This is a genomic window from Morganella psychrotolerans, assembly GCF_001676055.1.
GTDB classification, from domain to species: Bacteria; Pseudomonadota; Gammaproteobacteria; order Enterobacterales; family Enterobacteriaceae; genus Morganella; species Morganella psychrotolerans_B.
On the sequence record NZ_LZEX01000028.1, the window covers coordinates 1 to 1,637 of the forward strand.

General features: G+C 42.9%; 1 protein-coding gene. It reads right to left on the reverse strand.

The window, feature by feature from the left end; all coding sequences use genetic code 11:
* Window positions 1-9: 9 nt before the first annotated feature.
* On the reverse strand, window positions 10-1,362 hold the full coding sequence (locus AYY17_RS13800) for an IS110 family RNA-guided transposase (RefSeq protein ID WP_067424518.1): 1,353 nt from the start codon (window positions 1,360-1,362) through the stop codon (window positions 10-12).
* Between the last annotated feature and the right edge of the window lie 275 nt (window positions 1,363-1,637).

Here is a 1,637-nt window from a genome sequence, read left to right on the forward strand (position 1 = left end):
GTAGCCTTCCTAAGAAACACATTCTTCTTTTGCCTGTAAAGTCATACCCATTCTCTCGGCTTGGCGTTTGAGATTTTTTAGTACCCTTTCTTTGTACCGCTCTTCGTAATATTCAGCGCCAGGATCTTTATACTTTGTGCCATATTTCATTGCATTGTAAAACAGTATAGCTATCTTTCTTGCAGTGGCAGTTACCGCTTTTGCTTTACCAATCCTAGATGAGAGCCTTCGATAAAATGCACCAAGGGCTGTATCTGAACGACCAACGGTCGTTGCTGCTAGCCTGAGATGAGCGACAACTCGATTATTACTCTTTCGGGAGTGAGAAGACATGACTTTACCACCACTAATTTTTGAGCCTGGGCATAATGTTAACCACGATGTAAAATGCTTTTCAGTCGGCCATTTATTCATATCTGTACCACACTCAGATATCAGTCGTAACGCAAGAAAAGGGCCTATGCCGTGAATTTGCGTGAGATCAGCCCCTATTAAACGATAAAGCTTTTCTCGCACATCAAATGTCATTGCGTTTGCCTGCTTTGCTCTGTGCTTTGGTTTGGGGATAGGCTCATCGGGTTCGCTCGAATTTATGCAAAGCCTATCGAGTACAGCTTCAATTTGTACATCACATTCATTTACTTGTCGCTGGTACACATCATACAAAATAATAGCTTGACGTAGAGCAAATAGATGTTCTGGCTGATAGTTACCTTTTAGGGCCGCACAAATTGTTTGTTCATCCGCTTTACAACGTGGATCTCTGAATTTTGCTAATATAGCTGGGTCGTGCTCGCCCGCAACGATGGCTCTTACAATCTTCATCCCCGTTACACCTGTGATATCAGAAACGACTATATGCAATTGAACGTTCATGAATGTGAGTGCTTTTTGCATATGTTGAATATGTGCTGCTGCATAATCCAACATACGTTCTCTGACTCGCATATATGTCCGAAGTTCAGCTATTGTAGCATCGGGTCTAAAACTGGCTTTTAGCAAACCACATGCATGAAGCCGCTGGATCCATTGTGCATCTCCCACATCAGTTTTCCTACCTGGTACTGCTCGGGTATCACGTGCGTTGGAAAGGACAACCTCAAAACCATGTTCTTCCAAAATTTCATACACAGGTACCCAGTATACGCCGGTCGACTCCATAGCGACGGTCGTTATTCTACATTTAGTTAACCAACGTGCCATGTTATGGATATCGCCAGTAAAAGCTTTAAACGTTTGAACGGATTTGTCACTGCGATCAGGAGGAACGGCGACAACATGAAAACGGCCACCTATATCTATACCCGCAGCATTAGGATTGATGACAGGAAGTGATTGGGATTTTGGTTTTAATTTTGACATAGTAACCTCGGCTCAATTGTGAATACCGGATGGGGAACTCGGATTAATCACTTTCCTAAACGGGGTCTATGCCACCAACATCGGGTCCGCAGATTTCCCTGGGTCAGGTTTTTTGACGGGATTTATGTCTCCAAAAGGCGTACGACCACTATCCGGTTAATTTAGAGTATAGATCTTTCTATGTTTCTAGTCAGATGGGGGATATCGCGAAATGTAGGCAGTTTTTTTAAGATCTCATTATGCTCTTCAAGTTGCGCGATTTTCTTTTTTAATTC